At 71.4% G+C, this 22,491-nt stretch carries 23 protein-coding genes; 8 read left to right on the top strand and 15 right to left on the bottom strand.

Annotated elements, in window-relative coordinates:
- Positions 1–141: 141 nt before the first annotated feature.
- The 7 genes from CFN78_RS02615 to CFN78_RS02645 form a co-directional block, all read right to left on the bottom strand.
- Entirely contained in the window at positions 142–351 is a 210-nt protein-coding gene (locus CFN78_RS02615) for a hypothetical protein (protein WP_094860865.1), read from the bottom strand.
- Between the two features lie 409 nt (positions 352–760).
- On the bottom strand, positions 761–1,987 hold the full coding sequence (locus tag CFN78_RS02620; protein WP_094860866.1) for a helix-turn-helix domain-containing protein: 1,227 nt from the start codon (positions 1,985–1,987) through the stop codon (positions 761–763).
- A gap of 274 nt (positions 1,988–2,261) precedes the next feature.
- Positions 2,262–2,537, bottom strand: coding sequence for a hypothetical protein (locus CFN78_RS02625; protein ID WP_094860867.1), 276 nt, complete (start codon positions 2,535–2,537; stop codon positions 2,262–2,264).
- A complete protein-coding gene (locus CFN78_RS02630) occupies positions 2,534–2,791 on the bottom strand; it encodes a hypothetical protein (RefSeq protein WP_094860868.1) in 258 nt (85 codons plus the stop codon). Before CFN78_RS02630 ends, CFN78_RS02625 begins: the two co-directional genes overlap by 4 nt.
- Before the next feature lie 392 nt (positions 2,792–3,183).
- On the bottom strand, positions 3,184–3,912 hold the full coding sequence (locus CFN78_RS02635; RefSeq protein ID WP_094860869.1) for a dienelactone hydrolase family protein: 729 nt from the start codon (positions 3,910–3,912) through the stop codon (positions 3,184–3,186).
- A gap of 565 nt (positions 3,913–4,477) precedes the next feature.
- Entirely contained in the window at positions 4,478–4,861 is a 384-nt protein-coding gene (locus CFN78_RS02640) for a winged helix-turn-helix domain-containing protein (RefSeq protein WP_240519221.1), read from the bottom strand.
- Positions 4,858–5,322 carry a hypothetical protein gene (locus tag CFN78_RS02645; protein ID WP_094860870.1) on the bottom strand — a complete coding sequence of 155 codons (465 nt, stop codon included), beginning with the start codon at positions 5,320–5,322 and terminating at the stop codon, positions 4,858–4,860. The genes CFN78_RS02640 and CFN78_RS02645 overlap by 4 nt, the downstream gene beginning before the upstream one ends.
- 216 nt (positions 5,323–5,538) lie before the next feature.
- Here CFN78_RS02645 and CFN78_RS02650 point away from each other — a divergent pair, with 216 nt between their 5' ends.
- From CFN78_RS02650 to CFN78_RS02660, 3 genes are all read left to right on the top strand, one after another.
- Positions 5,539–5,784 (top strand): hypothetical protein, encoded by a 246-nt coding sequence (locus CFN78_RS02650; protein WP_094860871.1) that lies wholly within the window; start codon positions 5,539–5,541, stop codon positions 5,782–5,784.
- 110 nt (positions 5,785–5,894) lie between these two features.
- Positions 5,895–6,707, top strand: coding sequence for a DUF1206 domain-containing protein (locus CFN78_RS02655; RefSeq protein WP_240519222.1), 813 nt, complete (start codon positions 5,895–5,897; stop codon positions 6,705–6,707).
- Positions 6,708–6,845: 138 nt separating this feature from the next.
- Positions 6,846–7,283 (top strand): DoxX family protein, encoded by a 438-nt coding sequence (locus CFN78_RS02660; protein ID WP_094860872.1) that lies wholly within the window; start codon positions 6,846–6,848, stop codon positions 7,281–7,283.
- 3 nt (positions 7,284–7,286) lie between these two features.
- Here the strand turns inward: CFN78_RS02660 and CFN78_RS02665 are convergent, their stop codons facing one another.
- From CFN78_RS02665 to CFN78_RS02680, 4 genes are all read right to left on the bottom strand, one after another.
- Positions 7,287–7,778 carry a GNAT family N-acetyltransferase gene (locus CFN78_RS02665; protein ID WP_094860873.1) on the bottom strand — a complete coding sequence of 164 codons (492 nt, stop codon included), beginning with the start codon at positions 7,776–7,778 and terminating at the stop codon, positions 7,287–7,289.
- 15 nt (positions 7,779–7,793) lie between these two features.
- Positions 7,794–8,504, bottom strand: a complete 711-nt coding sequence (locus CFN78_RS02670; protein ID WP_094860874.1) for a TIGR03089 family protein — start codon at positions 8,502–8,504, stop codon at positions 7,794–7,796.
- Between the two features lie 59 nt (positions 8,505–8,563).
- Positions 8,564–10,120, bottom strand: a complete 1,557-nt coding sequence (locus tag CFN78_RS02675; protein WP_094860875.1) for an LCP family protein — start codon at positions 10,118–10,120, stop codon at positions 8,564–8,566.
- 113 nt (positions 10,121–10,233) lie between these two features.
- Positions 10,234–11,841 carry an LCP family protein gene (locus CFN78_RS02680; protein WP_165777411.1) on the bottom strand — a complete coding sequence of 536 codons (1,608 nt, stop codon included), beginning with the start codon at positions 11,839–11,841 and terminating at the stop codon, positions 10,234–10,236.
- Between the two features lie 224 nt (positions 11,842–12,065).
- On the opposite strand from CFN78_RS02680, the gene rfbB reads away from it, so the two are divergent.
- Both rfbB and rfbD read left to right on the top strand, forming a co-directional pair.
- Positions 12,066–13,058 (top strand): dTDP-glucose 4,6-dehydratase, encoded by a 993-nt coding sequence (gene rfbB, locus CFN78_RS02685; RefSeq protein ID WP_094860876.1) that lies wholly within the window; start codon positions 12,066–12,068, stop codon positions 13,056–13,058.
- Positions 13,059–13,063: 5 nt separating this feature from the next.
- Complete coding sequence (rfbD, locus tag CFN78_RS02690) at positions 13,064–13,963, top strand: dTDP-4-dehydrorhamnose reductase (RefSeq protein ID WP_420807839.1); 900 nt, start codon at positions 13,064–13,066, stop codon at positions 13,961–13,963.
- Between the two features lie 83 nt (positions 13,964–14,046).
- On the opposite strand, the gene CFN78_RS02695 is transcribed toward rfbD, so the two are convergent.
- The 3 genes from CFN78_RS02695 to CFN78_RS02705 form a co-directional block, all read right to left on the bottom strand.
- The gene (locus tag CFN78_RS02695) at positions 14,047–15,132 is read right to left on the bottom strand and encodes a glycosyltransferase family 4 protein (RefSeq protein WP_094860877.1); all 1,086 of its coding nucleotides are present in this window, start codon (positions 15,130–15,132) and stop codon (positions 14,047–14,049) included.
- On the bottom strand, positions 15,125–17,641 hold the full coding sequence (locus CFN78_RS02700; protein ID WP_094861105.1) for a glycosyltransferase: 2,517 nt from the start codon (positions 17,639–17,641) through the stop codon (positions 15,125–15,127). Before CFN78_RS02700 ends, CFN78_RS02695 begins: the two co-directional genes overlap by 8 nt.
- A 106-nt stretch (positions 17,642–17,747) precedes the next feature.
- The gene (locus CFN78_RS02705; RefSeq protein ID WP_240519223.1) at positions 17,748–18,689 is read right to left on the bottom strand and encodes a glycosyltransferase family 2 protein; all 942 of its coding nucleotides are present in this window, start codon (positions 18,687–18,689) and stop codon (positions 17,748–17,750) included.
- Positions 18,690–18,708: 19 nt separating this feature from the next.
- Here CFN78_RS02705 and CFN78_RS02710 point away from each other — a divergent pair, with 19 nt between their 5' ends.
- The 3 genes from CFN78_RS02710 to CFN78_RS02720 all read left to right on the top strand — a co-directional run bounded on the left by CFN78_RS02710 (position 18,709) and on the right by CFN78_RS02720 (position 21,935).
- On the top strand, positions 18,709–19,797 hold the full coding sequence (locus CFN78_RS02710) for a glycosyltransferase family 4 protein (protein WP_094861107.1): 1,089 nt from the start codon (positions 18,709–18,711) through the stop codon (positions 19,795–19,797).
- Between the two features lie 68 nt (positions 19,798–19,865).
- Entirely contained in the window at positions 19,866–21,011 is a 1,146-nt protein-coding gene (locus tag CFN78_RS02715; RefSeq protein ID WP_094861108.1) for a glycosyltransferase family 4 protein, read from the top strand.
- Positions 21,012–21,071: 60 nt separating this feature from the next.
- Entirely contained in the window at positions 21,072–21,935 is an 864-nt protein-coding gene (locus tag CFN78_RS02720; RefSeq protein WP_094860878.1) for a glycosyltransferase family 2 protein, read from the top strand.
- 64 nt (positions 21,936–21,999) lie between these two features.
- On the opposite strand, the gene CFN78_RS02725 is transcribed toward CFN78_RS02720, so the two are convergent.
- On the bottom strand, positions 22,000–22,332 hold the full coding sequence (locus CFN78_RS02725) for a hypothetical protein (RefSeq protein ID WP_338065509.1): 333 nt from the start codon (positions 22,330–22,332) through the stop codon (positions 22,000–22,002).
- Between the last annotated feature and the right edge of the window lie 159 nt (positions 22,333–22,491).

The raw sequence follows: 22,491 nt of genomic DNA on the forward strand, positions 1-22,491 counted from the left end.
GGTGGACGCCTCGCTGCAGGGATCGGCTCTGGCTGCTCGTCCTTGGGAAGCTCCGGCAGGCACTCACTCACCGCAGTCACTCACTCTCGTTTGGTGGCCCGGCCGGTGCACCGTCTCGGGGCCAGCACACCGGCCGGGCAGTCATCGGCGCCGCTTCTCGGCGATCTCTTCCAGTTCGGCGCCGGCGGCGGTGATCTCGTCGGCGATCTCGCCGACCACCTTCCGGTACTCGGCGGCGGTGACGGCGCCGCGGATCATGGGGGTGTAGGACTGCGACCTGGTGTACAGCCGCCACACGACCGTGAGCGCCGGATCAACCGGCAGCGGGCCGAGCCTGTTGGTGGGCGTCATGTCGCGCCCCCTCCCATCGGCACCGGGCACGAACGGCCACGATCGCCGTTGTGCAGGTCCTCGCAGACCGTCGCGTCAGCCGGGGTGCGATACACGGCCCGGCAGTGGTAGCAGCGCCGGAACTCCCGCACATGCCAGTCCCACGCCTGCGCCGTGGCCTTCGATACCCGGCGCGCGGCCATGTGCGGCGGTGGCGCCACCCGTAGCCGGGTCACCGCTCGCCGTCCTGCGACCAGTCACGCACGGCATCCCACACACACCAGCCCACAGCGAACAGGCCAGCGGCGCCGATCACCGCCATCACAATCAGTGCTTGAGCCGTCATGCTGCGAAGCATCGAACAGGCAAGCGAAGACATGGGGTACGCGCGGACTCACCCCGCGAATGGGTACGTTCTGTACCCCTCCGTTCACACCCCGACTAAGCCGACCTGCCGGGCCAGGGCGCGTGCTTCGGTCTCCACCAGCCTGCCGCCGGAGGTCACCAGCTCACCCGCGAGACTGCGCGCGATCGGGTGCGCGCGCATCGACTCGGCACTGATCGAGGTCGCACGCTGCATGGTGTGCAAGGTCGAGATGGTGTCGCCTCGTTGGTTGTATCCACGGGCGAGTTCCAGCCACAGGCGTGCACGGCGGTCGAGGGACGGTATGGCGTCCAGGTCTCCGGCGTTGGCGTAGTCGATGGCGTGGCCGGACTTGCGGAGGTCCACGCTCACCGAGATGCCGGTCATCGTGGCGTTCGGGCTGCCGAAGAGGGTCCAGGGGTGCGCGTAGCCCTTGGGCAGCCGGGCCGTCATGGCGTCGGCCTGATCGAGGGCGTGCATAGCGTCGCCCTCACGACCGAGCCGGGCGAGGGTGATTGAGGCGTGGAGCTGGTTCGATCCCCAGAGGGCGCGGGTGTCGTCGGAGCCGTTGTCGAGATGCGGTTCCAACACGGCCGAGGCGTCGCTGACGAGCCGCCAAGCGTCCTCTTCCCGGCCAGTGGAACGCCAGACGTTGCCGAGCACCCAGGCGGCAGCGGCGAGGGTTTCCGGGTCGTCGGCCTGCTGGGCGCACTCCATGCATCTGTCCGCAGCCAGCCACAGGAGGGCGGAATCGGCCACCCAGGCCAACACCTGCTCGGACAGCGCGTAGGCCGAAGCCAGCGCGGCGAATGCCTTGCGCCGGTCGTTTCCGTCCAGGAGGCGGGTCGCGCGGCGTCCCTCTCGGATCAAGCGGGGCAGCAGCGCGCCGGCAGCGGCCCGGGGGATGGCCGAGGCGTGCCAGGTCTGCCACGCACGCTCGGCCTGGACCGCCAGGTGTTCCGCGTTCGGCCGAGGGTCGGGGGAGACGGTCAGGTCGGCGGACTCGATGGCTTCTCGGATCGGAGCCACGATCTCGTGCCCGGCGCGGCGCTGGAGGCTGATGTTCAGCGACTCGGCGCCGGTCAGCTCGGACAGATCGACGACGCCGAGAGCTTCGCCAAGGCGGATCAGCATGTCGATTCGGGGTGGCTGTCGCCGGCCTCGTTCCACGGCTTTCAACCATTCGGCCGAGCGGCCCACCAGACCAGCCACCACAGGGCGACTCTTACCGGTGCGTTCGCGGATGGCCTGGATGCGTTCACCGATCGGCCTGCCGGCCAGCTCATCGCTCATTGCCGTCACCTTTTCGCGGGTTGACCTCCCCGCGTGCCCCCGGGAGCTACCCGGGGGCGTTCCTCCGCGAAGAGGTCCCACCAGAGTACCGGCGGGAACGTTGTCGGTCAGGGCTACCGCAGAACAGGGAGAACCGACACATCGAAATCGGCGGCCGGGACGCTGTCCTGCCGCACGAACCGATCGATGCCGCCCGTAGACACCTCGCGCCACACGTGCACGGTCGATCCGTCGACCTGGACCCGATAGCGGACCCCGTCCACCACGTGGACCGTCACCGTACGGCCTCTTCAGCTTGCTCGGCCGCGTGTCGGGCCAGCAGCGCATCCACCCGCCCGGCGGTCGCGTCGTCGCTCTCCCGGATCTGCCCGACGAGCGTGTGACGCAGTTCGTGGAGGTGTCGGAGAGCGGCGTCGATCGAGTGGATGGCGGAGTTCGCAGCTCCGCGGACTTCCGGTTGCGCTCTCGTGTTGTCGCGCATCTCCCACAGGCTCAGCGCGGCGGACATCTCCTCGACGGCCGCCCGAACCTGCTTCACCAGCGCGCTCATCGCGTCGCCTCGGCGAAAGCGTCACCGATGCGCCAGCCGGTGCGGGATACCGTCGCCAGCTCCTCGGCGACAGCTTCGTGCAACGCCGGTTCCGCAGCCGGGCGAGTGAGACAGCGGTAGACGCTGCGGAAGCCCGCGACAACCGCGAGAGCCGAGAAGTATCCGGCCACGACCGACGCCGCCACGAGCATGGCGACCGCCCCGTCATCACCGGGCGCGGACACCACAGCGACGACGATCAGGACGACAGCCATCACTGCGGTCCGGGTAGGACAGTGCTGTTCCGTTTGACGGTCGCCTACCGCCAATCGCGGCCAACGATAGCCAACGCTGTTTTGGCTGGTAGATGGGTCGTATCGAGGTGTTTCCGCTGGTGCCGGAATCATTGGCCGTAGACCACCCAGATCTACGAGGGCACCAACCAGATCCAGCGCATGGTGATGGCGCGGGCGCTGTTGAAGGGCTGAGCCAGTCGGCGGGGGTGATCTCGTACCGGTGCCGGGTGGCAACGTTCGCCCCGTCGACCATCTTGCGTAGCTGTTCATCGGGCAGCGTGCTTGTTCCGCCAATGACGTAGCGACGGATCATACTGCCGCGCCGACCGGAAGCGGGTTCCGGCCGGCGCAGCGGGCACGGTGATGTCGTGTCAGCTCAAATGCCTGGTGAAGAACCTCAGCGAGCTGTCCACTTCGAACGACGGCACATCGCCGTGCCTGCCGGGGTTGGCATGCAAGGTCTTCTCAGCCGAGGCCAGGGCGTCGAACAGTGCCAGGCTCTGGTCCCGCGACACCATCTGGTCGTCCCACTGGACCAGAAACCGCACTGGCACGGTGATCCGCGCGGCATCCTCGGTCAGTCCGTGCGCGCCGAGAAGGCCCAGCACCGCAGCGCGGATCCGGGGCTCCGTGGCGATGAGCGGGACGCCGAGCCCGCAACCCAACGACGTACCCGCGTAGCCCACCGGGCCGGCACCGACCTGATCGAGGCACTGGACCGCGGTCAGGACCGCCTGCCAGTCCGCGACGGCCCGACCGGCCAGATAGCGGTGCATGCCGGCGACCTGTGCGCCCGGATTCTCACCGGCGGCGATGCCGGTCCGCATCTCGGCCGCGATCCGGCCGAACTCCTCGCTCTTGGGCCGGTCGCCGTGATTGGGCGCGTCGATCGCGACGACAGCGAAACCCTCGGCAGCGTAACGGCGCGCGTGGGACACGGTGCCTGGGGCCATCTTGTGCTGCCCGCCACCATGGCCCAGCAGAATCAGCGGACGAATACCGCGGGCGTCGTGCGGCGTCCACAGCACGCCGGGAATCTCATCGAGGGTGAAGAACTGTTCGGTGACGCCGTCCGACGACGTCCGGGAGGTGAAGCGCATCAGCGTTTCAAGCCTTTCGGGATGCCTTGTGCGGGCGCTCCCTAAGCCATGCAAAGAAGGGAGCCCCGACCTGTCACAGAGTTGATCGGTCTCACCTCCTCGAATTCGCGGTGTTGCACAGCGGCACCGAAGTTATCACAGATCATCTTCCGCGTCCCGGGGAACGTCTGCCAGGTCGCCAGTGGCGCGGTAGGCGCCTGGCACATGTTCAGCGGCCCGTCGTGCACCTGGGTCAGCGTCGTGATCCTTGTGGATGACGTTGGTTCTCAAACATGGAAGACCATTGCCGGTCCCGTCTGGAATGCCGAGGCCTTCACTGCAAGCCACGTCAACATTTGTCCTGACATTCTCGCTGGTTCGGAAGCAGTTTCCCGGTCTGGGGCTGAAGCACTCCTCAACGAGATGTTTCAACGGTGGTTGCCGAGTCGGCACGGCCGAGCGCCAACCTTGAATTCCATCGACCACAAAGCGCCGATCAACAGATTTCCTCCTCGGCGTCGGTATTTCTTCGCCAGCTTCGGTGAAGGCACCGGCCCAATGCCTGACGGATGTCCGAGCGTGCGCCTCAACCCGGGTCGGCCGTGCCGGTGACCGGACTTGCCGCGTCGCCGGGGCTGTCGATGGCGTGGCGCAGGCCGGTCAGCCAACTCAGGTGGCCGCGTAGCGCGGTGCGCCCGGACGGGGACAGACGCAGCCAGGTCCGGGGTCGCCGACCGACCGAACCCTTGCGGATCTCCAGGTAGCCGGCCTCTTCGAGGGTCCGGCTGTGCTTGGAGACGGCGGAGTCGCTGGCGCCGATCAGGTCTCGGACGGTGGCGAACTCGACCCAGTCGGCGCCCTGCAGTAGTGCGCACAGCGCCAATCGGGGCCCGGTCTCGAAGATCGGGTGACGCTCGGCCACCGTGTCCACGGGAGTGGTTCCGGTGCCGGAACGGTCGGACTCCGTCACAGCGCGATCCGGCCGGCCGCGATGTCGTCGCGCATCCTCGCGCGGGTCCAGATCTGGCCCACCAGGATGAACGCGGCCACCGGGACGAGGATCACCGAGGCGGCGACGCGATGACCGTTCTCGACCAGCGCGTAGATGCCGCCGACGCTGGCGAGGGTGACCGCGAGCACGGCGAACCGCACCTTCCGGGCGCTGGGATACGCGCCGATCCGGCGCGGCAGCGCGACCCCGGACCGCTGACGCTGGATCACCGAGTAGGCCGCCGAAACCAAGCAGACCGCGAGCAGTACCCACTGGAGGTTGGTGGACTGCCCGGGCAGGAACGACAGCCAGATCGGGATCCCGGCGATCAGCACCAGCGCGACCCCGTGGACCGCCCAGTAGGTGCGGGAGAGCTCGGCGTAGGTGGACAGCTTGCGTCGTGCGTCGACGACCTGGTCCAGTTCGGGCGTGTCAGACATGTTCTTCTCCGATCTGCATCAACTTTCTATATGGAAAGCATATGCGGAGTGGATAGTTCTTGTCAAAGAGTGCGGGCGAGCGGGGGCAGCGCGAAGGGTGCGGCCGTCCCGTCCCCGCAGGTGCTCGCTTCCTCGCGGGTAACGTTGTCCGCAGCGCCCTGTCCGTGTCGCGCTTACGCTGTTTTCCTTGCTGTCACGGGATTTCGGAGGTGGCCGATGACGCTGGACACGGCGACGATCCCGGTGGCGCTGCGTGCGGACACCGGCGTGTTGTGGGACTTCCACCGCCCGGGCGCCGGCCCGGCCGGGCTCGCCGCTCATACGGCGGCCGTCGGGGAAGCGGATGCGGTGATCGACGCCCTGGTCGACGCGACGCCGGACGACGTGCCGATGGCCGTGCTCGCCGCCGCCGAACGCCTGCGCTCGGGTGGGTACGGCGCGAGACGCCTGCCGCCAGAGTGATCGGCGGAACCCGGTGACCGATGGTTCCGGCAGGTCAGCCCCTCACGCTCGGCGATCTTCACTCTTCTGGGTAATGCTTCCGTCCGCGTAGTGGATGAGGAGGCACGTGGATGGCGGGCAGGACGCGGCAGGTGAAGAACAGCAAGGTGGCGCAGGGGCTGGGCCGGGCGGGCATGGCCTGCTTCGGGCTGGTGCACCTGATCGTCGGATACCTCGCGGTGCGCATCGCGGTGGGCAGCGGCGGGCAGGAGGCCGACCAGCGGGGAGCGGTCGCCGAGATCGGCTCGACCGCGCCGGGCAAGGTCGTGCTGTGGGTACTGGTGGTCGGCCTGTTCGCCTACGGCCTGTGGCAGATCCTGATGGCCGCCAAGGGATACCACTGGATCGGCAAGGACCGTGACCGCACGCTCAAGCGGGTCGGCTCGGCCGCGCGCGCCGTCGTGGTGCTCGGGCTGGCCGGGTACGCGGCGAGTCTCGCCGCGGGCGGAGGCGGCGGTGGTTCGGGGGACGCACAGCAGCAGGAGCTCACCGCGAAGCTGCTGGCGCTGCCCGCGGGCAAGATCGTCGTTGGCCTCGTGGCGCTGGTGGTGGCCGGGGTGGCGATCGCGTCGATCGTGAAGGGCGTGCGCCGGACCTTCACCGAGGACCTGGACATGCACGACCTGCCGAAGGGGACGCAGCGGTGGGTGACCCGCCTCGGGGTCGCCGGTTACGTCGCCAAGGGTGTCGTGTTCGGCATCATCGCCGTGCTGATCGGCTTCGCGGCCTTCACCGCCGACGCGGGCCAGGCGGGCGGGCTGGACGCCGCGCTGCGAACGCTGGCCGCCCAGCCGTTCGGCGTGTTCGCGCTGGTCGCGGTCGCGGCCGGATTCGCCGCTTTCGGCGTCTACTGCTTCGGGGCCGCCCGCGCGCACAAGCACTGAGGAACCGGCCCGTCCGCGGCGAGCCGCCGTGCGGGTGACGCGACCCGGACTTCACATCGTCTTCAGAACGGACTCGGTACGGTCGACGCCTAGTTGAAACTTCACCTAGATGCCGACGGGTAAGGGAGTTGCCGCGACATGTTCGCTCGGGTAGGGGACCTCACGGCGTTACTGGGCAGGATCGTGATCGGGATCGTGTTCCTGGCACACGGCCTGCAGAAATGGGACAAGGGCATCGACGGCACCGCCGCGATGATGGCCGGCAGCGGGCTGCCGCTGCCGGAGGTCGCGGCGGTGTTCACCATCGCCGTGGAGATCATCGGCTCGGTCGCGTTCATCGTCGGATTCGCGTTGCCGCTGGTCGGCATCGGCTACGCGGTGGTCGGTCTCGGCGCGGTGTTCGCCGTGCACCTCGACGCGGGACTGACCGGGCAGGGCGGCTACGAGTTCGTCCTGGTGCTCGCCGCCGCCGGTCTCGCCCTCGGCTTCAACGGCGGAGCGTTCTCCCTCGACCGGGTGCTGTTCGGGGGCCGGTTCTCCGGCCACAGGCAGGACCGGACCAAGCAGCCCGCCTGATCCTCAGCCGACGCGGAATCGCAGCCGCGTGCCGGGGTATTCGACCTCGGGCGGCATGCGCTCCCACCGTTCGACGCGGCCGTTCGCCACGGACTCCGCCACTGCGGGCCAGAAGCGGACGGCCGCTCCGTTCGCATGGTCGAACGACAGGGTCCAGATTCCCGGATGACGCACCACCAGCGCCCGCGCGGCGATCCCGCCGACGCCCTGACGCCGATGCGAACGCAGCACGAAGAACTCGCTGATGTTCCACGCGCCGCCCGTCCCGGTGTTGTCCCGGGCCATGGCGAATCCGGCGAGCACATCGTCGATGGTGATGAAGTACGCCTCGCGGTCGGTTTCGGTGAAATAGGCGTCCAGCCACTCGTAGTGGTACGTGCCGTCATCGGACAGGTCCAGGTCGCGGAACTCGGTGCTGTCGTGCAGGTACAACTGCAGCAGGTTGCCCAGTACCGATTTCTGCCCGGCCGGCACCGGCACCAGTCCGACGTACATCTCCCGCGCTCCGCCTCAGCCCAGCAGGTCGACCGTCGTGCGCTCGGTGCCGCGCCGGTAGTCGAGTTTCGCCGGATCGGGTCCGGTCACCTGTACCAGGGAGGCCCCGGCGGACAGTGGAGCGAGCAGGCCGGCGAGAACGCCCCCCGGCACGTTCCATTCCATAGTGGACAGTACGCGCGCACCGTCGGTGATCCCAGATTCCCCGGCCAGGGAACGCGCCTCGGCAAGTACTTCGTCTACAGTGGACCCGGCGAGCGCCGGTGTGTCGCCCTCGATCGGGAACAGCGACGTGAAGTCGTCGCCCGCGAGACGGGCCTCGGAAAGGTAGTCCAGGGCCCCGTCCGGCAGTGGATCGCCGAAACCCCGGCCGAGCGGGTCCAGTGCGAGGACGGCCGTGGCCTGCGCCGCGCTCGTGGTGACACCGGGCCCGGTGAACGCCACCCGGGCCTGCGCCGCGTCGGTCACCACGTGCGCCCCGCACCACCACGCGCCGAGCAGCACCCCCGCCGTCTGCCAGTGCGCCGGCAGCTCCACCGCCACCTCGTCGCCCGGCTCGACGTCGACCTCCTCGACCAGCCAGTTCGCCGTCTTGGCCGCCCAGTTCGCCAGCGTGGCAACGGAAAGCTCCACCCGGGTACCGGCGGAATCGTCGTAGTGGGTGATCAACGGGCGCGCGGCGGCCGTCTTCAGTAGCGGGCGCAGAAGCTGTTCGGTGATGCTCACCGGCCCAGGCTAACCCGATGATCGCCGACCGCACATCCGCGGCGCACCACCGCGTGGACTCAGTTCACGCAGGAGACGTTCTCCGCGGTGATCTGCCGTGGGGCCACCGGTCCGGAGCCGGGCGCGCCACCCCCGCCCGCGGGCGGGGCGGGCTGGACGGGAGCCTCGCCACGGCCGGCCAGGCTCGCGACGTACTGCTGCACCGCTGCCGGGTCCACCTCGACGATGCTCTGCCCGTCCGGCGAACGCCCGCCGACCGAGAGCACCGGGACGGTGACGAAACCGATGTCACCGGAGGCCACGCCCTTGACCTGCTCGGCGAACTCCAGCAGGTGCAGGTCCGGGTCGAGCACGATGGAGCGCTGGACGGCGTCGGTGAGCTGACCGAGCATCGCTGGGCTGGTCAGCGTGCCCGCCGAGAGCACCTGGTGCAGGGCCGAGGCGAGGAAGGACTGCTGACGGACGATCCGGTCGAGGTCGCCGCGCGGCAGGTTCTTGCGCTGGCGCACGAACGACAGCGCCTCACCCCCGGACACCACCTGTGGACCGGCCCGGAAGTCGGCACCGGAGTCCTTGTCCTCGGTGGCGTTGTTCAGGCACACCTCGACGCCGCCGAGTGCCTCGGTGAGCAGGTAGAAGCCGAGCAGATTCACCTCGGCGTAGTGGTCGACGCGGATCTGGGTGAAATCCTGGACGGTCTTCACCAGCGCGCCACGGCCCGCCTGGTCGGACTCGCGTTCCACCTCGGCCTCGTCGGTGTTGCCCTGCGCCCGCAGTTCCCTCGCCGCGGCCGCCTTCGCCGTGCCGAACGCGGAGTTGACCTTGTTCTTGCCGCCGGAGGGAACGTCCACCCAGGCGTCGCGGGGGATCGACACCCCGGAGGGCTTACCGCCGTCCTTCGGGATACGCAGGATGATCAGCGTGTCGGTGTGGATTCCCGCGGTCTCCTCGGTGCGCAGCGCCTTGAGCACTTCCAGCGGCAGCGGGTTGCCCTGCATGTCGGTGCGGGCGTCGGTGCCGACCAGCAGGATGTCGGTGGCGCCGTCGTCCTTCGCCGGGGCCGGGCCCTCCTGGATCAGGGCATCGGTGGTGTTCACGTTGTCCTGGATGTCGTCCAGCGTCGCGTAGGCGTAGCCGGTGCCGGCCAGTGCGATGACCGACAGCAACGCCAGCACGGTACGACCGGCGACCCGGCCCGCACGCCTGGCTCCCCCTCGGCGGGGGACCGCGATCGCCGGGGCGGGCTCGGGTTCCGGGGTGCGGGGGAAGGGGCTGGGGACCAGGGTGGCACCGCCGTGGGTGAACAGCGGGAGGTGGTCCTCGGCGACGGGACCGCTCCCGGCGTCGCGATCGCGCTCGGTGACCTCGTCCGGACCGTCGTCGGCACCCTCGTCGCCACCGGGCACATCGCCACCGGGCACATCGCCACCGGGCACATCGCCACCGGGCACATCGGGGCCGGGTTCGTCGCTGCCGGGCGCCTCGGGGCCGGTGTCCGCACCCGGTTCGCCGCTCGCATCGTCGAGCGTGCCGGACACTCGCTCGGGGACGTTCCCGGCCCCGGCGGCGTCCGCTTCCTCGCCGGCCTGCGATTCCTGCTCGTCGTGCTCGCTCATCCCCCGTCACCTCCCCCGCCGCACCCGTACCCGGCACGGCGAAACTCCCGCGGACAAGGCTATGTCACGGCCGGAACCTCCGGTGGTGGTGGCCGGTGCGCCTACGCCGGTGCTCAGTTGACGCAGGGCACGCCCGCCGCGGTGATGGGAGGTTCCTCCGGTTCGGCCGCGGCACCGCCACCCGGCTCCGACGAATCCTGCTCGCCTGCCTCCGGCTCGGCCGACCCCGGTTCGGCGGGGCCGCCACCGGGGGAGGAGCCGGCCGCGGGGTCCGCGAGGTCCTGGCCGAGCAGCACCCGGAGCCTGCCGGGTTCGACGTCGCTGTCCGGTTCCGCCGTGAACGTGCGGCCGAGCGCCTGCTGGAGCAGTTCCAGAGCGGCTTCCCCGCCGGGGGCGTAGCGCACGACGGTGCTGTCCCTGGCGTCCAATGTGACCTGTTCGCCCGGCCGGAAACCCTTGTCCGTCAACGTGTTCTGCGTACTGGTACCGGTCGAGTCCGTGCCCGAACCGTCGAAGACGTCGACGGTCACCTGGTCGGCACCGGGGATGGCGGGCGGGCCGGAGGTGGTGGTCGCCGGCGCGGGCGGCGGTTTCTGCGCGTCGGCGTCGGCGGTGAGTTCGTCGACGAAACCCTGCACCGCCTCGGGGTCCACCTCCATCACGTCGGCCCCGCCGATGGAGGCGTTGCCCAGCGTCGGGATGGTGCGGAACTGGATGTTGCCGCCGGTGAGCCCGCGCATCTGGTCGACGAACTCGATCAGGTCCCAGTCCTTCGACAGCACCACGGACTTCTTCACGGCGCCGATCAGGTCGCTGATGTTCGACGGGCTCGTCAGCACGTCCGGCGAGAGGACCTTGCGGGCGAGACCGGAGAGGAACGCCTGCTGCCGCGCGATCCGGTCGAGGTCACCGTTCGGCAGGTCGTAGCGCTGCCGGACGAAACCCAGTGCCTGCACGCCTTCCACGGTCTGGTTCCCGGCGGGCAGGTCGACCCCGGACCGCTTCTCCCGCACCGCGTTGTTCAGGCAGATCTCGATGCCGCCGATGGACTTGGTGACCTCGTAGAAGCTCGACAGGTTCACCTCGGCGTAGCGGTCGATCATTCCCGGCTTGCCGATGAACTTCTCGACGGTGGCGATCAGTTCCTTGCGGCCGGCGATCTTCGACTGCTCGTCCACATCGGCCATGTCGGTGTTTCCCTGCTCCTGCAAGGTTTTTGACATGTCGTTGTAGGCGTAGACGAAGGCGCCGTTGAGTTTGTGCTTGCCGCCGTAGTCGCCGGCGAACTCCACCCAGGAGTCACGCGGGAAGGAGATGGCGACGGCCTGCTTACCGTTCTGCGGGATGTGCACGAGGATCATCGTGTCGGTCTGGCGCTCCCCGTCCGCCTCGCCGGCCGAGAGCATGTCGAGGACCTCGCGCGGCAGCGGGTTGCCCTGCGCGTCGGTGCGGCTGTCCTGTCCGACGAGCAGGATGTCGATCGCCCCGTCGAGTGGTTTGGCGGGCAGTCCCTGGGCGAAGACATCGGTGGTGGCGACGCCCTCGTTGATCCCCCCGATGAACTGCCACCCGTACCACGTCAGCGTGACCACGATGACCGAGACGAGTGACAACACCACCTTGCCTGCTCGGCGCAGCAGGACGACGGGGCGGGCGAGCCGTGGCGGCCGGAAGCGGCGCGGCGCCTTTCCGTCGACCGGTACCGGTGACCAGTCGGTCACGCGAACTCCTCCCGACCGGCCGTGCACTCCAGCGACGCCCCCGCTGGCACTGGCCGGAATCCCCGATCCGAAAAAAACACTGAGTGTGTGCTGTTCACATTACTGGGCTCCATGTCAGCTGCCGGTTGGTTCCGGAAACGTTGCCGGGCCGTTGTGTTCTTGCCGGGACGCTCGCGCGTGGCAGACTGCGCAGGTCCACGCGAGGAACACCGATAGGGGAAACGATGCGGGTATTGGTCACCGGTGGTGCCGGGTTCATCGGATCGCATTACGTGCGGCAGGCACTGGCCGGGGCCTACCCATCGGTAGCCGACGCGGAACTGGTGGTTCTCGACAAGCTCACCTACGCGGCCAGCGAGGCGAACCTGGCGCGGGTGGAAGGGGACCCGCGGCTGAGGTTCGTCCGCGGCGACATCTGCGACACCGACCTGGTGCGGCAGCTCATGGTCGGCACCGACCTGGTCGTGCACTTCGCCGCCGAGACCCATGTGGACCGTTCGATCAGCGGCGGCGCCGACTTCGTGCTGACCAACGTCGTCGGTACCCAGACCCTGCTGCAGGCCGCGCACGACGCGGGCGTCGGACGGTTCGTGCACGTGTCCACCGACGAGGTCTACGGCTCGATCGAGAGCGGTTCGTGGTCCGAGGAGCACGTATTGGAGCCGAATTCGCCGTACTCGGCCTCCAAGGCGTCCTCGGATCTGCTGGCGCGTTCCTACTTCCGTACGCACGGGCTGCCGGTGTGCGTCACGCGGTGCTCGAACAACTACGGCCCGTACCAGTTCCCGGAGAAGGTCATCCCGCTGTTCGTCACCAACCTGCTCGACAGCGGGACGGTGCCGCTCTACGGCGACGGGCGCAACGTGCGCGACTGGCTGCACGTCGACGACCACTGCCGGGGGATCCAGCTCGTCGCGGACGGTGGCCGCCCCGGCGAGATCTACAACATCGGCGGCGGCACCGAGCTGACCAACCTGGACCTGACCGGACGGCTGCTGGACGCGCTCGGCGCGGACTGGGACCGGGTCGAGCGGGTCACCGATCGCAAGGGGCACGACCGGCGCTACTCCGTCGACATCACCAAGATCGCCTCCGAACTCGGCTACCGGCCGGAGAAGCCGTTCGACGAGGGGCTGGCGGAGACCGTCGAGTGGTACGCGGGCAACCGCGCGTGGTGGGAGCCGCTGAAGTCCCGCGCCGCGCTGGCGGGGAAGTGATCGCCGTGGCCGAACCCGCGATCGCACTGCTCGTCCCCGGCGGGACCGGTCAGCTCGGCGGCGACCTGGCGGCACTCGCCGGACCCGGGGTCCAGGTGCACGCCCCCGGCTCCGCGGACCTGGACATCACCCGGCCGGGCGCGGTGATCGAGGCCGTCACCGAGCTGCGGGCACGGGCGGAGGCCGCCGGTGCCCGGCCGGTCGTGGTCAACGCCGCCGCCTACACGGCCGTGGACGCCGCCGAGACCGACGAGGAACGCGCCTTCGCGATCAACGCGGACGGGCCCCGGGTGCTCGCCGCCGCCTGCTCCTCGCGCCGGGTGCCGCTCGTGCACGTCTCCACCGACTACGTGTTCGCCGGCGACGCGGACCGGCCCTACGAGCCCGGCGACCCGCTCGCCCCGCGGACCGCCTACGGGCGCACCAAGGCCGCCGGTGAGGACGCCGTGCTCGGATCGGGTGCCCGCGCGTGGATCGTGCGCACCTCCTGGGTGTACGGCGAACACGGCGGCAACTTCGTGAAGACCATGGCACGACTGGAATCCGAGCGCGACACGGTGTCCGTTGTGGACGATCAGCGCGGCTGTCCCACGTGGACGGGTGATCTGGCCGCCGGGCTGCTCGAACTCGCCCGCCGGGTCACCGGGGACGATCCGCCCGCCGAACGGGTACTGCACTGCGCCGGGGCCGGGGACACCACCTGGTTCGGTTTCGCGCGGGCGGTCTTCGCCGGGCTCGGCGCCGACCCGGAACGGGTGCGGCCGTGCACCACCGGGGAGTTCCCCCGCCCGGCCCCGCGCCCGGCGTACTCGGTGCTCTCCGACGCTTCCTGGCGCGCCGCGGGTCTCACCCCGCTGCCGCCGTGGCAGAAGGCGCTCGGCGAGTACTTCGCCAGGACGGCTTGACCAGGACCGGCTGACCAAGAGCGCCTGGCCAGGACCGTTCGACCAGACTGGGCCGGACCGTGCGGGTGCGTGCGAGCCGGGGCTCAGCGGCCCGCGGCCCGCAGGTACGCCTCGACGGTCGCGTCGGCGCACCGGTGCCAGGTGTAGGTGGCCGCGTGGGCCCGGCGGCTGGCCGAGGTCGAGGCGACGTGCGGATCGGCGACCGCCCGGCGCAGCGCCTCCACCAGTGCCTCGGTGTCCTCGTAGCCGACCAGCGAGGCCAGCCCGCCCGCCACCTCGCGCAGGGCCGGGATGTCGGTGCAGACCACCGGCACGTCGCAGGCCATCGCCTCCAGCACCGGCAAACCGAAACCCTCGTCGCGGGAGGGCAGCACCAGCGCGGCCGCCCCGGCGACGACGTTGCAGAGGTCAACGTCGGTGAGGTAGCCGGTGTGCTGCGAACGTTCGGTCAGCGCGAACCGGCCCGGCCCGCTGTAGACCAGTGGCGGCAGTTCCGGCGCGGCCGCGTGCGCACGGGCCAGCCAGTCCAGCCCCTTGCGTGGCCCCGGCGCGCCGACGAACAGCAGGTACTCCTTCGGCAACCCCAGCCGGGCGCGCAGCGCGTCGCCGGGCGGACGGGCGGCGAACCAGGTCGGGTCCACGCCGAGCGGGGTGGTGACGATCTTGCCGCGGTCCACGTCCAGCCGCTCGGCGACCGCGTCGGCGACCGCGTCGGTGGGCGTGCAGATGACGTCGGCTCGGCGGGCCCCCCTGCGCACCAATTCCGGCAGCTCGGCGTCGCTGGGCGGGAGTTCGCCGGGTGCGTCGAGGAACGCCAGGTCGTGAATGGTGAGCACCCCGGCGGCCCTGCTGATGCCGGGAAGCACGAAGTTGGTGGCGTGTACGACATCGGTGGTTCCGGCGAACAGCTCGACGGGCGGGAAGTTGCCGTGCAGCCACGCCCTGCGCAGTAGCCGCGCCGGGACGGGCATCCCCCGCGCCCGCGCGCCGTGCGGCAGGACGCCGCGCAGCTTGCGCCAGCCGCGCAGCGTGAACGCCACCGCGCGTGTGTCCACATCGGACCTTGCGGCGAGTTCCTCGCACAGCAGGGCGGTGTAGCGGCCGATCCCGGTCCGATCACCCAGCAAGGGAGTGCCGTCCAGCAGCACCCGCAACGGCCGCTCAGCCATCGGAGCCCCGGGACCGCGCCACCTTGCGCAGCCGTCCGCCGACCCTGCGGGCCAGCTCCACCGGGCCGCCGTCGCTCAGGTACTCGCGGACCAGCGCCAGATCCCGCCGGACAAGTTCCTTGCCGCGCAGGGGTTCCGCCGGTGCCAGCTCGGTGCCCCCGGCCAGCCGGTCGGCGGCCGGACGCGGGTTGCGGCAGAACTCCACCAGCGGCCGCAGCGCGGTCGGCCAGGCGAACCGCTCGGCGACCACCGCGATGCGGTCCCGGCAGCCCGCCACGAACTCGGCGTCGTACAGGCAGCGCTCCAGCGCCTCGGCGAGAGCGACCGGGTCCTCGGCGGGCACCACGACACCGAGTCGTTCGGCGCGCACCAGGTCGGCGAAGGCGTCCCCGTCGGTGGTGACGATCGGCAGTCCCGACCACAGGTAGTCCAGCACCCGGGTGCGGAAGGCGAACGTCGTCTCCACGTGCTCGAAGTGCGTGGTGACCCCGCAGTCGGCGTCGAGCAGCCAGTTCTGCCGCTCGCCGTAGGGAACCCAGTGCTCGTTGAAGAACACGTGCTTGCCGGTGAGGCCGAGCCGGTCGGCGAGCTGCACGGTCCTGGTGCCGATGTCCATCTCGGCGACCTCGGGGTTCGGGTGCCGCATCCCGAGGAACACCAGCCGTACGTCGGAGCGGCGCTCCCGCAGGCCGTCGATCGCGCGCACCAGCGTCAGCGGATCGAACCAGCTGTAGATGCCGCCCGCCCACAGCACGACGCGGTCACCGTCCTCGATGCCGTCCACTGTGGACCGCAGGCCGGGACCGGAGCGGACCGGCGGCTCGGGCGGGAGTCCGAACGGCACCACCGACAGCAGCGACTGCGTGGTCGGGTCGGCGTCGTAGAGCCGGGGCGAGAGCCTGCCCAGCGCGGCGAGGTGGCCGAGCCAGAACAGCCGCTGCCGCTCGGACGCGCAGAGGAAGAAGTCGCCGCGCAGCAGTTGCTCGTCGAGCACGTGGGTGACGCCGAGCAGGTCGGCCGCCCGCCGGTCGTCGGCCGCCTCCTTGCCCTGCTCCAGCAGCTCCAGGTGCATCGGGTCGTACAGATCGCAGACGACGATCTTGTTGCTGTGCTGGTCTTTCAGCGCCGGCGCCATCTCCAGCACGTGACCCTGCAGGATGATCAGGTCGGCCCACTCCACCGGCTCGCGCAGGTCGCGCTTGCGGGCGGCGGAGATCTGGAACGGCGCGGGCGGCGGCGCCGCGAGCGGGTTCACCGTGACCAGCCGGACGTCGTGTTCCACCGACAGCACCGAGGCGATGTTCCACGCCCGGATCGCCGGGCCCGCCATCCGCTCGGTGATCGCGTCGCCGGTGATGACCAGCACCTTGCGGCGGTGCCCGAACGCGTTCTCGATGCCGAACGCCTCGACCAGGATCTCGTGCGCGTCCAGGTACCGGGGCAGCGGGTAGGCGGGTTCGAGCGCCTTGCGCAGCAGGGGGATCAGGTCCGCGTCGGTGCGTACCCGGGCGGCCTGCTCGACGGCGCGCGACTCCGCCAGCGAGGGCAGCAGTTCGACGAACTGGTCCACCGCCAGCATCCCGGCCAGTGTCGTGCGCGGCACCGGAACCGCGGAGGTGACCACCGGTCCGACGCCGTGGGCCAGGTCGAGCTGGGTCGGATCGAGTTCACCTCGGGCGGTGGCCCTGCGCACGGTGAGCGCCAGCGCCGCGGGCAGCGCCTTCGCCAGCGTCTCGTCGGAGAGGTTCTTGTAGAGCGCGGCCAGTGCGTTGCGTTCCAGCAGGAACGTCTCCCGGCCGGTCTCCGGCGCGTCGATGGCCGACATGGTGCCGTGGTGGCGGTGGTAGGCCAGCGACTCCGGCACGTACCGCACCCGCCAGCCGCGCAGGTTCAGCCGCCAGCCCAGGTCCACGTCCTCGTAGAACATGAAGAAGCGCTCGTCGAAGCCGCCGAGCTCGGCGAACACGCCCGCCCGGACGAACATCGCCGAGCCGGTCGCGAACAGCACGTCCTTCGCGATCGCGTGCTCGGCGGCGGGCACCTCGGCCAGCTTCCCGCCCGCGTGCCGCTTGTAGCCCATGCCGAACCAGGTCAGCCCGCCGTCGACGAAGTCGACCCCGGTGCCCTCGGCGTCGACGACCTTGCTGGCGACCGCCGCGATGCCCGGCTCCTCGCGCAGCACCGACACCGCCGCGCGCACCCAGTCCGCGTCCGGAGTGGCGTCGTTGTTCAGGAAGGCCAGCACGGTCCCGGTCGCCCGCTCGGCACCGAGGTTGCAGCCGCCCGCGAAACCCAGGTTCCGGCCCGGCTCCAGCACCGTCGCGCCGGGAACGGCCGCCCGGATCCGGGCCGCGTCGTCACCGCCCGCGGTGTTGTCCACGCAGATGACCTCGAGACGCGGGTAGTCCACCCCGGCCGCCACCGCGTTCAGGCACCGGATGGTGTCCTCCGCGCCGCGGAAGTTCACCACGATCACCGAGACCAGTGGCAGCAGTCCGGACGGCGTCAGCTCGCCCTGCTGTACCCGCGCCCGCTCCGGTCCGGTGTGCGCCGCCTGCGCTCGGACCTCTGCCCCCTCGGCCAACGCCGGTCTCCTTCCGGTAGTGCCGACGAGCCTATCCGCCTGCCCAGCGCCGCCAGACCGCGCCTCGGCCCGCGCTCGCCCTGGTTCCCACCGCGCGGCGTGCGGCCAGCGCGGCGGGCAGCCGGACGAGCACGCCCGCCAGCGCCCGCGTGCGCAGTCCGGGGCGGAAGTTCGGCGCGTCCGGCCGGTCCCGCCGCAGCGGCAGCAGCACCGTCAGCGCCGCGAACCCGGCCAGTTCGCGGCAGGCCACTGCCGCCGGGGCGCAGCGCAGCAGCGTGAGCAGCCGGTTGCGCTCGTTCCACAGGTGAAACGGTGCCGAGCCGGGGCGGGTGCTTGCGCCGTGCAGGTGGGTGACCCTGGCCTCCGGTACCCGCACGATGTCCCAGCCGGCCAGCCGCAGCCGCCAGGCCGTGTCGGTGTCCTCGTAATAGCAGAAGAAGGTGGCGGGTACGCCGCCGACGCGGCGCAGCACCCCGGTGCGCAGCAGGGCGGCACCCCCGCAGAAGCCGAACGGCTCGGTGCCCTCCTCGATGACGTCGGCGCCGTGGCCGTCCGCGGTCAGCCGCACGCCGAGCGACTGGACGCCGCCGTCCGGACGCTCCAGCCGGGAGCCCGCCGCCGCGGCGCGGGGGGCGGCGGCGAGCGCGTCCTCCAGCGCGGCCAGCCAGCCCGGATCGGGGGCGGCATCGTCGTTCAGCCAGGCCAGCAGCGGTGTGTCCACAAAGGACAGTGCGGCGGCCGTTCCGCCCGCGTAGCCGGTGTTGCGGGGTAACCGCAGCACCTCGGGCGCGCAGGGGTGGGCCGCCAGGATCGCCGCGGTGCCGTCGTCGGAGGCGTTGTCCACCACCAGCGTCCGATGTGGACGGTCCTGTGCGGCCAGCGCGTCCAGGCAGCGTCCGACGTGCGCCGCGCCACGCCAGGTGACGACCACGACGGTGGTACTCACGGTGGCGTTGACGGGGGACGGCGGCACGCCGAGCAGAATAGTGCCCGTGCCCGAACTCGTGGTGATCGCCGAGCAGCTCCTCGCGCCGGTGCCCGGTGGCACCGGGCGCTACACGGCCGAACTGCTGCGCGCCCTCGCGGCGACCGTGCCGGAGGGCTGGCGGGTGGCCAGCGCCGTGGCCCGCCGTGCCGATGTCGAGGCCGCCCGCGTCGAGGGGGTGACCGGGCCCCGCGCGCTGCCGCTGCCGCCCAGGGCGCTGGTCGCGGCCTGGCAGGCGGGCGTGCCGCTGTGGCCGGGCGGCGACGCCGTGCACGCGCCCACCCCGCTCGCCCCGCCCCGGGCGCCGAGGGGGCGCGGCCTCGCCGTGACCGTGCACGACACCGTCCCGTGGACCCATCCCGGCACCCTCACCCCCCGCGGGGTGCGGTGGCACCGGGCGATGATCGCCCGCGCCGCCGAGCGTGCGGGCGCGCTGCTCGTGCCCACCGAGGCGGTCGCCGCGGACCTGGCGGCCAGGGTGCGGACGGTGGCCCCGATGCACGTCGCCGGGCACGGCGTCACGGACCTGCCGGACGATCCGGCCGCGCGGCCACCGGACCTGCCCTCCCGGTACGTGCTCGCGCTCGGCACGCTGGAACCCCGCAAGGGGCTGGACGTGCTGATCGCGGCGATGCGGGAGGTGCCGGACGTGCCGCTGCTGCTGGCCGGGCAACCGGGCTGGGGCGGGCTCGACCCGGCGGCGCTGGCCCGCGAGCACGGCGTCGACCCCGGCCGGGTGCGCGTGCTCGGCCGGGTGCCCGACGCCGGGCTCGCCGCCGTGCTGCGCGGGGCGAGCGTGCTCGCGGTGCCCAGCCTCGCCGAGGGCTTCGGCCTGCCGCTGCTGGAGGGCATGGCCCTCGGCGTGCCGGTGGTCCACTCGGACGCGCCCGCGCTGGTCGAGGTGGCGGGTGGCGCGGGCCGGGTGGTGCCGAGAGGGCAGGCCCCCGCACTGGCCGCCGCCCTGCGCGCGGTGCTCACCGATCCGGGACTGGCCGCTCGGATGAGCACGCTGGGCAGGCAGCGGGCGGAGGCGTTCACCTGGCGGGCCGCCGCCGAACGGGTGTGGTCGGTGCACCTGGGCCTTCGGCGGGTGTGAGTTTGTTGGTTTCCGACCGGTCCCGGCGGCCCGGGTCGTACGCTGCACGGGTGCCCGCCGAACTCCGCGTGCTGATCGATGCGACAGCCGTGCCCGCCGATCGCGGCGGCGTCGGCCGGTACGTCGACTCGCTGGCCGCCGCGCTGGACACCGACGGGGCCCGGCTCACCGTGGTCTGCCAGCCGCGCGACGGCACCCTCTACGGCCGCCTCGCCCCGCGTGCCCGCGTCGTCCCCACCGCGGCCTCCACCGCGACCAGGACCGCGCGGCTGACCTGGGAGCAGACCACGCTGCCGATGCTGGTGCGCAGGCTCGGCATCGACGTGGTGCACTCGCCGCACTACACGCTTCCGCTGGCGAACCAGACCGCGTCCGTGGTGACCTTGCACGACGCGACCTTCTTCACCGACGCGATGCTGCATTCCTCGGTCAAGGCGCGTTTCTTCCGCGCGTGGACGCTCGCCGCGCTGCGCCGCGCCTCGCTCTGCGTGGTGCCCAGTGTGGCCACCGCCGAGGAACTGGCCACCGTCACCAGCGCCCGCGTCGAGGACCTCGCGGTCATCCAGCACGGCGTGGACGTCGACCGCTTCCATCCGCCGACGCCCGCCGAGGTCGCCACCGCGCGCGCCGACGTCGGGCTCGGCAGCACCGGGTACGTCGCGTTCCTCGGCGCGCTGGAGCCGCGCAAGAACGTGCCCGCATTGATCCGTGGCTTCGCCCGCGCCGTCGCGCACCGGCCCGATCCGCCCGCGCTGGTGCTCGCCGGGCAGCCCGGCTGGGACCACCAGGTGGAGAAGGCGCTCGACGCCGTTCCGCACCGGCTGCGCGTCATCCGCGCCGGCTACGTGCCCTTCGACAGCCTCGCCGGTTTCCTCGGCGGGGCCGAACTGGTCGCCTACCCGAGTCTCGGCGAGGGCTTCGGGCTGCCGGTGCTGGAGGCGATGGCCTGCGGTGCCGCCGTGCTCACCACCCGCAGGCTGGCGCTGCCCGAGGTCGGTGGCGACGCGGTTGCCTACTGCGGCGTCGGAGCGGGGGACGTGGCGGCCGCGCTCGGCGACCTGCTCGACGATCCGTCCCGGCGCGCCTCGCTGGCCGAGGCGGCCCAGCGGCGGGCGAAGGAGTTCTCCTGGGCCACCAGCGCCGAACGCCACCGCGAGGCGTACGAGCGGGCCTGGATCGCGCACCGCGACCGGCGCTCCGGCACGAGCGGCTGAGATTCTCCCCCGCCGGTACCTGTCGGTGTGTGCGGCGGGTAGCCGGGGCACAATGTCCGCGTGACGGAGCCGAAGACCTACGGCGACGGGATCGCCGTCGTGATCGTGACCTACTTCCCCGGTGAGACGCTGGAACGCTGTCTCGACACCCTGGAGAAGGCCACCACGCGCGAGGTCCGGGTGGTGCTCGCCGACAACGTCTCCGGCGACGGCGCCCCGGAGCGCGCCGCCGAACGGCCCGGGGTGACGCTGGTGCCGATGGGGGAGAACGTCGGTTACGGCGCGGCCGCCAACCGCGGGGTCGCCGAACTCGGCGAGGACGTCGGCTGGGTGGTGGTCGCCAACGCCGACCTGGAGTGGGACGCGGGCTGCCTTGACGAGCTGCTGGCGGTGGCCGCCCGGTATCCGCGCGGCGGGGCGTTCGGCCCGCTGATCCGCGAACTCGACGGGACTGTCTACCCCTCGGCACGGCTGCTGCCCTCGCTGGGGCGCGGCATCGGGCACGCCGTGTTCGGCAAGGTGTGGCCCGGGAATCCGTGGACGCGGGCGTACCGGCAGGAGAAGGGCGAACCGGCCGAACGGGTGTCCGGCTGGCTGTCCGGTTCGGTGCAGCTCTTCCGCCGCCAGGCCTGGGACTCGACCGGCGGTTTCGATCCCCGCTACTTCATGTACTTCGAGGACGTCGATCTCGGCGACCGGATCACCAGGGCGGGCTGGCAGAACGTCTACGCCCCGTCGGCGTCGGTGATGCATCTCGGCGGGCACGCCACCTCGCGGGCCCCGGCGAAGATGCTGGCCGCGCACCACGAGAGCGCCTACCGCTACCTGGCCGACCGGCACCGCGGTCTCGCCTGGAAGCCGGTTCTGGCCGCGATCAGGCTCGGCCTGGCCGTACGGCTGAAGCTGGAGACCCGCGGCGGCTGAGCCGCCCGGCCCGGCGAGCGGCTGAGCCGCCCGGTTCGGGTCTCGGTGGGTCCGGCCGGGACCTTCAGATGCCGTCGAGGCGCTGGGAGAGCGTGGAGCGGCTGCGCTGGGTGGTCGTCGGGATGAGCCCGTCCAGCTCCTCGATCTCGTTCACCTCGGCGGGCGTGTCGCGCGGATCCGGCATGCGGGGGCCGGGGGCCGGGCGCCGGATGCCCTGCGCGGGCGTGTCCAGCCGCGATGTCGATTCCGCCTCGGCGAGGTGGTGCCCGTCGGACTCCAGCACCGCGGAGGCGACGACGGCGGAGGAGACGACCGCGGTGGTCTCGCCGTCGTCGAGGTCGTTCATCACCGACCGCGGGATCTGCTGGGTGTTCGACGCGTCGAACGGTGAGGTCATGTTGTCCGGCGTGACAACGAATCCGCCGCGGGCACGAGCCCGTGACAGCAGAGCGTCCGCCCGATCGCGGGGGTCCATGCCCTCGCCCTCCCGTAATGTCAGCCGGGGCCCTCTCGAGGAGCGACCACTTCAGTCGTGTCTAGGGTAGGCCCTCCGGGT

Source organism: Amycolatopsis antarctica (genome assembly GCF_002262875.1).
In the GTDB taxonomy this organism is placed as follows: domain Bacteria; phylum Actinomycetota; class Actinomycetes; order Mycobacteriales; family Pseudonocardiaceae; genus Amycolatopsis; species Amycolatopsis antarctica.